Source organism: Neoroseomonas rubea (genome assembly GCF_016106015.1).
Taxonomy (GTDB): Bacteria; Pseudomonadota; Alphaproteobacteria; order Acetobacterales; family Acetobacteraceae; genus Neoroseomonas; species Neoroseomonas rubea.
Genome location: NZ_JACADQ010000202.1, coordinates 1 through 7,233, shown reverse-complemented (window position 1 = coordinate 7,233; position 7,233 = coordinate 1). Strand labels below are relative to the sequence as shown.

Annotated in this window: 7 protein-coding genes; 2 read left to right on the top strand and 5 right to left on the bottom strand. The window is 72.1% G+C overall.

Going from position 1 to position 7,233, the window contains the following annotated elements; all coding sequences use genetic code 11:
- The 4 genes from HW577_RS16875 to HW577_RS16860 form a co-directional block, all read right to left on the bottom strand.
- A partial coding sequence (locus HW577_RS16875; RefSeq protein WP_198377314.1) for a hypothetical protein occupies window positions 1-534 on the bottom strand: 534 nt, incomplete at its 3' end.
- 66 nt (window positions 535-600) lie between these two features.
- Complete coding sequence (locus tag HW577_RS16870; RefSeq protein WP_198377313.1) at window positions 601-2,187, bottom strand: MFS transporter; 1,587 nt, start codon at window positions 2,185-2,187, stop codon at window positions 601-603.
- Entirely contained in the window at window positions 2,187-3,098 is a 912-nt protein-coding gene (locus tag HW577_RS16865; RefSeq protein ID WP_198377312.1) for a DUF817 domain-containing protein, read from the bottom strand. The genes HW577_RS16870 and HW577_RS16865 overlap by 1 nt, the downstream gene beginning before the upstream one ends.
- A 45-nt stretch (window positions 3,099-3,143) precedes the next feature.
- Entirely contained in the window at window positions 3,144-3,533 is a 390-nt protein-coding gene (locus HW577_RS16860; RefSeq protein ID WP_198377311.1) for a PH domain-containing protein, read from the bottom strand.
- A gap of 206 nt (window positions 3,534-3,739) precedes the next feature.
- Between HW577_RS16860 and HW577_RS16855 the strand changes: the two genes are divergently transcribed.
- Window positions 3,740-4,693: an ATP-grasp domain-containing protein gene (locus tag HW577_RS16855; RefSeq protein WP_198377310.1), complete on the top strand. Its 954-nt coding sequence runs from the start codon at window positions 3,740-3,742 to the stop codon at window positions 4,691-4,693.
- 115 nt (window positions 4,694-4,808) lie between these two features.
- Here HW577_RS16855 and HW577_RS16850 read toward each other — a convergent pair whose 3' ends face one another.
- Window positions 4,809-5,507: an alpha/beta fold hydrolase gene (locus HW577_RS16850; protein ID WP_198377309.1), complete on the bottom strand. Its 699-nt coding sequence runs from the start codon at window positions 5,505-5,507 to the stop codon at window positions 4,809-4,811.
- Window positions 5,508-5,950: 443 nt separating this feature from the next.
- Between HW577_RS16850 and HW577_RS16845 the strand changes: the two genes are divergently transcribed.
- Window positions 5,951-7,233, top strand: a 1,283-nt coding sequence (locus HW577_RS16845) for a DEAD/DEAH box helicase (RefSeq protein ID WP_232475007.1), incomplete at its 3' end; no start/stop codon positions are given.

Here is a 7,233-nt window from a genome sequence, read left to right as displayed (position 1 = left end):
GACGACGCGCGTGACGCGCCCGCGCTCGGCCTGGGCGCGCTGGGCGACCTGGCGCGTGCCCGGGGCGATCGCCTCGATCTCCCCTTCCCGCTCGGCGGCGCGGCGTTCCATCGCGGCCAGCACCTCCCGCGCGCGGGCGAGGTCGCGGTTCACCCGCGCCTTCAGGCGCTGCAGCCGCGCGCGGCCTTCCTCGCGCGTCACGCGGCGGGCGGCGATGTCGGCGCGGATCGTCCGCGCCTCGATCCAGCGGCAATAGAGCAGCGAATCGAAGGCGATCTGCAGCGCCTCGATCTGCGCATTCTCCTCATCGAGGCTGGTCTGCAGCACCGGGCGCACCGGCTGGGCGGCCGGGCGCGGCGGCAGCCAGCGCGGGCGGCGCTGCGCGGGGGCCACGAAGCCGTCGCCGGAACTCATGAAGGAGGAAAGCTGCGCCCGGCAACCTTCCTGCGGGTCGAGCGCACCCGGGCGCGGCGCGCAGGCGGCGGCACCGCCCAGCAGCGCGAGCAATGCGATCGTCCCGGTTCCTGGCCTCACCTGCGTCGTCCCTCTCGGATTCGCGCGCAGAGTGCCAGCGGCGGCGGCTGCGCGCCATGAAGCGCTTCAAGCGCGGACGCTGAGGTAGCGCGCCGCCTCGGGCGGCCCCTCCCCGCGATGGAAGGCGGCGGCGCGGGCGAGCGCGGCGCGGTCCGCGGCATCGAGCCGCCCGGCCTCGCGCATGTGCTCGGCCCAGGATTCGACGGCCCAGAGCTCGATCCAGCGCTCGGGATGGGCCACGTCCTCGAGCAGCCGCCAGGCGACGGCGCCGGTCCGCAGCCGGACGCGGCGGGCTTCCTCCATCGCGGCGAGGAAGGCGGCGCGGTCGGCGGGGTCCACCGTGTAGCGCACCACTTCCAGCACCCGCCCGGAGCGGTCGGTCAGCAGTGGGCCCAGTTCGGCGGCCGGCGCCTCGGGCTTGGGCATGGGCACGCTGGGCGCCTCGGTGGCCGGGGTGCCGTCCAGCCGCCAGCCGCGCACGGCAAGTGCCGCGCCGGCGCAGGCGACGGCGGCGATCAGCAGCGCCGGCGCGATGCCGAAGCGCGCCCCCGCCCAACCCCAGAGCACCGAGCCCACGGTGAGCGCGCCGAAGAAGCAGAGCTGGTAGATGCCGATCGCCCGCGCCCGCACCCAGGCCGGCGTGGCGAATTGCGCCGCCGCCTGCAGCGTGCTCGCCGCCCCGATCCAGCCAGCGCCGAACAGCAGCATGGCAAGCGCGGCCGGCGCCCAGTGCCCGGACACGCCGAGCAGCGCCAGCGCCGCGGCCGAGACCAGCGAGAAGACCGTCACCATGCCGCCCCGCGTGGGCAGCCGCACCCGCAGCGCCGGCAGGGCGAAGCCGGTCGCGACGGCGCCCACGCCCATCACGCCGAGCATGGTGCCGAAGGCTTCCGGCCCCAGGCCGAGCCCCTGGCGCACCACCAGCGGCAGCAGCCCCCAGATGGCGGCGGTGAAGAAGAAGAAGGTGCAGGCGCGCAGGATCGCCGCGCGCATCGCCGGGCTTGCCGCCACGAAGCGCACGCCCGCGCGCATCGCGCCCAGGAAGTGCTCGGACGGCAGGGCGCTGCGCGGCGCCTCCCGCTTCCAGGCGATCAGCGCGAGCAGCAGCACGAGGAAGCAGACCGCGTTCAGCGCGAAGGCGGCTTCCGTGCCCGCGAGCCCGATCGCGAAGCCGCCGATCGCCGGTCCCACGGCGCGGGAGAGGTTGAAGCCGATGCCGTTCAGCGCGATGGCCTGGACCAGATCCTCCCGCGGCACGAGTTCCGGCGTCGTCGCCGCCCAGGCGGGGAAATTCAGGGCATTGCCGATGCCGATGGCGAAGGTGAAGACCAGCAGGCCCCAGGGCCCGAGCCAGCCGGCATAGGTCAGCACGGCAAGCAGCGCGGCCACGGTCAGCACCCAGGCCTGCGCGCCGATCAGGTAGGCGCGGCGGTCCACGATGTCGGCCAGCGCCCCGGACGGCAGGGCGAGCAGGAAGACCGGCAGCATGGAAGCGGCCTGCACCAGGCTGACCATCACCGGCGACGGATCGAGCGAGGTCATCATCCACCCCGCCCCGGTGTTTTGCACCCACAGGCCGATATTGGCAGCGAGGTTGGCGAACCAGAGCAGGCGAAAGGCCGGGTGGCGGAACGGGGCGAAGGCGGCGGGCATCAGCCGATCCTGGCAGGCTGCGCCGCGCCGCGGGAAGAAATCCGCGCGGCCCGCGCCTCATGCAGCGCGAAGACCAGGGCGTAGGAGATGATCATCAGCAGGAACCAGGCGCCGAACTTGGTGAGCGGCACCGGCGCCCAGCCGCCGCGCTGGTGCGGATAGAGCCAGGCACCGGCGAAGGTGCCGAGGTTCTCGGCGATCCAGATGAACAGCGCGACCAGCGCGAAGCCGAGCAGGAGCGGCATCCGCCGCGTCCGGCGCCAGGGGCGGAAATGCACGAAGGTCCGCCCGAACAGCAGCGCCGTCGTCGCAAACAACAGCCAGCGCAGGTCCCAGGTGAAGTGATGGGCGAAGAAGTTGGCGTAGATCGCCGCGGCCAGCACCAGCACCGCCCAGGCCGGCGGATGGCGCGTGAAACGGAACTCGAACAGCCGCCACACGCGCGCGAGGTAGGACCCGACGGCCGCGTACATGAAGCCGGTGAACAGCGGCACGCCGCCGATGCGCGCCCAGGAGGGCTCGGGATAGGTCCAGGAGCCCATGGCCGTCTTGAACACCTCCATCGCCGTGCCGACGGCGTGGAACAGCAGGATGACGCGCGCTTCCTCCCAGGTCTCCATCCGCGTTGCCAGCAGCAGGCCCTGCAGGGCGATGCACGCGATGAGCAGGAAATCGTAGCGCGGCAGCCAGGCGTCGCGCGGGTAGAACAGATGCGTCGCGACCAGCAGAACGAGCAGCACGCCCCCGAACAGGCAGGCCCAGCCCTGCTTCACCCCGAAGCGGAGGAATTCGTAGCCGCCCGCCGCGACCGGCCCGGCCTTGAGCGCGCGCGCGCCGAGGCGTCGCTCGGCGGCGATGAAGCGGGCGATGGGCGGCCAGGCGCCCGCGGCGCTGGCGACGGGCGCGGTCATGCGGGCCAGACGATGCCCGCCCGAATGCGGCGGCGCCGTGGCGGCTCAGTCGAGCGTCGTCGCCGGGCCCGCGGGCCGCGCGTTGCGGTTCCAGACCTCCCGCATCTTCTCGCTGACCGTCACCGGGTCGGCGATGCCGCGCAGCACGTGCTGTTCCTCGGTGCGGCCTTCCATGGCCTTGACCACGATGTCGCCGATGCCGGTGATGCGGTGATAGAGGCTCTGCTTCACCACCACGTCGCGGACTCGGAAGATCTCGATGTCGTCGCGCACCTTGGTCCAGAAGCCCTGGACGATGGTGATGCGTTCGTTCGTCAGCGTGATGCGCTGGCGGCCGAGGAAAGGCAGGCCGAGCATGAGGACGGACAGGGCCAGCCAGAGGGGCCCGTAGGAGCGCTTGGTTTCGCGCGCTTCGAGGATGATGGTCTCGGACATGCGGCCTTCCTTGCGTGCCTGGCTGGATTAGGGCGCCCGCCGCGCGCGGGCAACGGGGAAGCGGCTTGCCGCGCGCGAGGGGCGCTGGAGCATCGGCACACCCGCCGAAGGCCGCCCGTGAAAGAAAAATCTTTCTTGCTCGCGCTTCTTGCGCCCAAAAAGAAAAAAACCTTCTCTCCGCCATCGATCGCGCCGCGGAGCACGCCATGACCCGGATCCACATCATCCACGAGAACGACGCCTGGATGCCCCCGCTGCGGGACGCCTTCGCCGCCATCGGCGCCGAGCACAGCGAATGGTTCCTCGACCGCGGCCTGCTCGACCTGACGCGCCCGCCGCCCGAGGGCGTGTTCTACAACCGCATGTCCGCCTCCTCCCACACCCGCGGGCACACCTTCGCGCCGGAATACGCGAGCGCCGTGATCGAATGGCTGGAGCGGCACGGACGCATCGTGGTGAACGGGCGGCGCGCGCTGCAGCTCGAACTCTCCAAGGTCGCGCAGTACGAAGCGCTGGCCGCCTTCGGCATCCCCACGCCGCCAACCGTCGCCGTGGTGGGGGAGGAGAACATCGCCGCCGCGGCCGAGCGCATCGGCTTCCCGCTCATCCTCAAGCACAACCGCGCGGGCAAGGGCCTCGGCGTGCAGCTGGTGCGCAGCGACGCCGCGCTGCGCGAGGCGGTCGCGCGCATCCTGGCCGATGAGGACCCGCATGCGCGCCCGCGCGACGGCATCTGGCTGGTGCAGCGCTACATCACGACACCCGAGCCCTTCATCACCCGCGCCGAATTCGTCGGCGGGCGGTTCCTGTATGCCGTGCGCGTCGACACCTCCGAGGGCTTCGAGCTCTGCCCCGCCGATGCCTGCGCCATGCCGGAAGGGGCCGCCTGCCCCGCCGTCGCGCCGGGGGAAAAGTTCCGCATCATCGAAGGTTTCCAGCACGCGATGATCCCGCGCATGGAGCGCTTCCTCGTGGCCAACGGCATCGGCGTCGGCGCGATCGAATTCGCGACGGATGCGGAAGGCCGGATCCACGCCTACGACGTCAACACGAACACCAACTACAACGCGGAGGCCGAGCGGCGGGTCGCCGTCTCGGCGCCGCTCGCGGTGGCGCGGCACCTGGCGGCGCTGCTGCCGCGGGCGGCGCGGGCCGCCTAGGGCACTGTCCGACCAGCCGGGAACGGCCGGTCGGATGCCCTGCCCCACAAAACATTGCTTCGACGCCACGACATCCGATCGCGCCGATCCGGTGTGATCGGATCGTGCCGTCAGGTCAGGCGAGGAGCCACTCGGCCAGCGCCGCCGTCGCGGCCTCCGGCGTCTCCATCGTCGGCAGGTGCCCCGCGCCGGGGAAATGCACAAGCCGCGCGCCGGGGATGCCGGCGGCGATCTCGGCGGCGAGTTCGGGCGGCGTCAGCGCGTCCTCCGCGCCGACGCCGACCAGCACCGGGACGCCGATGCCGGGCAGGTCGGGGCGCGAATCGGCACGGTGCATGATCGCCTCCTGCTGGCGCAGGAAGGCGTCCTTGCCGACGCGGTCGGCCATCTCCATCACCTCGCCCGCCAGCGGGCCATCGAGGCGGGAGGGGTGGATCAGCTGCGGCAGCAGCCGCGGCGTGACGCCCCGGAACTGGCCGGAGCGCGAGAGCGAGATGAGGCCCCGTCGCCGGCGCGTCTGCTCCTCCGTGTCCGGCCGCGCGGAGGTGTCGAGGAAGGCGGCGCGCGTCACCCGCCCCGGCGCGCGGCGCAGGATCTCGAAGGCGACGTAGCCGCCCATGGATAGGCCGGCGACGGCGAAGGGGCCCTCGACCTCCGCGATCGCGCGGTCCGCCATCGCCCCGATCCGGTCGTCCCGCGTCAGGTCCGCGATCACGATCCGCGCCTGGTCGGCCAGGGCCTCGGCCTGGTCGCGCCACAGCCGCGCATCGCAGAGCAGGCCGGGTAGGAGCAGAAGGGTGGGCCGGTCGGTCATGCGCCGGGCTGTAGCGGCCCCGGGGCGGGGCGTCCATGCGCGGCGCGCGGGGGCGCGAGGCGCGGAATTCCTTGATCTTCGCGGCGAAGCGGCGCATATCCGGGTCGCTCGTGGATTGGCGGGCCGGACCGCCGGCCCCGCATGCGCGCCCTGCCGGGGCTCGGCCACCCACCGCACCACCCGATGCCGGCCCGCATGAGCGGGCCCCTTGGAAAAGAGCGACTTTGAACCAGGACACCGTTGCGGCCGCCGAAGCGGTCGAAGCCCCGGCGCAGCCGGCCCCTGCCCCCGAAGCGACGATCGTCGCGCCCGGGCCCGACCTGCCGCCTCCGGTCGATGAGCCCGCGGCCGTCGCGGCCGCCGCGGAAGGGCCACCCGCCGAGGACGCCACGCCGGCCGGGGATGAGGATTCGTACGACGACGAAGCGTCGGACGAGGACGAGATGCACGAGTACACGGAGGAGGACGAGCCGGAGCCGGCGCGGACCACCTTCGCCGATATCGGCCTGTCCGAGGAACTGCTGCGCGCCGTCTCGGAATCCGGCTACGTCTATCCGACGCCGATCCAGGAGAAGGCCATCCCCTGGGTGATGATGGGCCGCGACGTGCTCGGCTGCGCCCAGACGGGCACGGGCAAGACCGCGTCCTTCGTGCTGCCGATGCTCGACATCCTGACCGGCTCGCGCGCCAAGGCGCGCATGCCGCGCAGCCTGATCCTGGAGCCGACGCGCGAACTGGCCCTGCAGGTCGCCGAGAATTTCGAGAAGTACGGCAAGTACCTCAAGCTCAACCACGCCCTGCTGATCGGCGGGGAGAGCATGAACGACCAGCGCGACGTGCTCGAGAAGGGCGTGGACGTGCTGATCGCGACCCCGGGGCGGCTGCTCGACCTGTTCGACCGCGGCCGCATCCTGATGGCCGACTGCAAGCTGCTGGTGATCGACGAGGCGGACCGCATGCTCGACATGGGGTTCATCCCCGATGTCGAGCGCATCGTGGGGATGCTGCCGAAGATCCGCCAGACGCTGTTCTTCAGCGCCACCATGGCGCCCGAGATCCGTCGCCTGGCCGATGCCTTCCTGTCGAACCCGAAGGAGATCTCGGTCTCCGCCCCGGCCTCCGTCGCGACGACGATCGTCGCGGGCCTCGTGTATGTGCAGCCGCACGACAAGCGCGAGGCGCTGCGCCGGCTGATCCGGCAGGAGAATGTCGGCAACGCGCTGATCTTCTGCAACAAGAAGATCGAGGTCGACATCCTCTACAAGTCGCTGAAGAAGCACCGCTTCAGCGTCGGCGCCCTGCATGGCGACATGGACCAGTCGACCCGCTTCGCGACGCTCAACGCCTTCAAGGCGGGCGACCTGCAGCTGCTGGTATGCAGCGACGTCGCCGCGCGCGGCATCGACATCGGCGGCCTGTCGCACGTGTTCAACTTCGACGTGCCCTTCCGCGACGAGGACTATGTCCACCGCATCGGCCGCACCGGCCGCGCGGGCCGCGAGGGCCACGCCTACACCATCGCGACCGCGGACGACGCGAAGAACGTCGCGGCGATCGAGAAGCTGACCGGCAAGCCCATCCCGCGCATGGTCGTCGAGGGCCTCGACACCGTGCCGGAGAGCGAGATCGAGGAAGCGCGCAACGCGCCAAAGGGCCGCGGCCGCGGACGTTCCGCCGGCCCCGCCCGGGGCCGTGGCGGCGAACGTCGCGACGCGGGCCGCCGCGA